Origin of the sequence: Synechococcus sp. R3-13, from assembly GCF_047462195.1 — a bacterium.
In the GTDB taxonomy this organism is placed as follows: Bacteria; Cyanobacteriota; Cyanobacteriia; order Thermostichales; family Thermostichaceae; genus Thermostichus.
Genome location: NZ_JANSIO010000028.1, coordinates 1 through 1,048 on the forward strand (window position 1 = coordinate 1; position 1,048 = coordinate 1,048).

Genomic DNA, 1,048 nt, shown 5'->3' on the forward strand with positions numbered 1-1,048 from the left:
GGCCTGCTCCTCTTTACTCAAGGGAAACAGCAGGGCCATGTTCACCCCCACCAACCCTGCTGTGGCTGTCCAAACAGGGCTGCGCAGCAGCATCAAGATCAAAGTCGGCTGCACCACCATCAACAAACCCCACAGCCAGCACCATCCCACCTCCACCGGCAAACGGCGTAACTGCCGCCACACCCAGCCCAGCACCAGAGAGCCCAAGATGGTCTGCAGCAACAGCGGGGATTGTCCCAGAATGGCCGTAGCCAGCACCAGCAAGGGAGGAAAGGTGGTGCCCACAATGGGCAGGCGCGGATCCGGCCCCAAGGCCGCCACGGATCCCTTGTAGCCGAGAAACTGCATCTCCAAGCTCACCCAGCTCCAGCCTTCCTTCAAACCCCACAGAAGGCTAGCCAGCAGCAGAAACAGGATCCCGGTAGACCCGAAGAGCCGCAAGAAAGCCCTGAGCTTGGTGAGAAACATGGGTTGCTTTAACGACTTCAAGAAGTTAGAAGGCAACTCATTCAACAGCGAATCAAGCCTTAAGAGTTGTCTGATGAGAACAAGTTTCAGAAAAAGTATGGGGATGGGCTGACGTGTCTGGGAACTGGACACAGGGCTAGATTAGCATTCCCTGGCCTGAGAGACTTTATCTACGAGTTTTGGCGTAGGCTAATTCAGCCATATTGTCGATGAGGAGGTCTCGGACGCTGAGAGAGGATGGGGACGACTTTGCAAGGACATGATCTTATGTTGCAGGCTGTGCGGGGCGTGAATGATGCAGCAGTTCCAGCGCTTGAGCTGGTACCCTCTCAAGCAGAAACCCGTCCTTGGGGATCCTTCTGGGTTTTGGATGAAGGCCCGATGTACAAGATCAAGCGCATCGAGGTGAAGCCTGGCCATCGGCTCAGCCTGCAGATGCACTACCACCGCAGCGAGCACTGGATCGTGGTCAGGGGCACAGCGAAGGTTACCCGTGGAGAAGAGGTGATGCTGCTGAGCTCCAACGAGTCCACCTACATTCCCCCCTGCACCAAGCACCGCCTGGAAAACCCCGGCACCC

At 56.9% G+C, this 1,048-nt stretch carries 1 protein-coding gene and 1 pseudogene; one reads left to right on the forward strand and one right to left on the reverse strand.

Annotated elements, in window-relative coordinates:
- Nucleotides 1-468, reverse strand: a pseudogene (locus tag NW856_RS00875) (hypothetical protein); the annotation flags it as partial.
- Nucleotides 469-735: 267 nt separating this feature from the next.
- On the opposite strand from NW856_RS00875, the gene NW856_RS00880 reads away from it, so the two are divergent.
- The coding region (locus NW856_RS00880) for a phosphomannose isomerase type II C-terminal cupin domain (protein WP_414398626.1) at nt 736-1,048 on the forward strand (313 nt) is incomplete at its 3' end.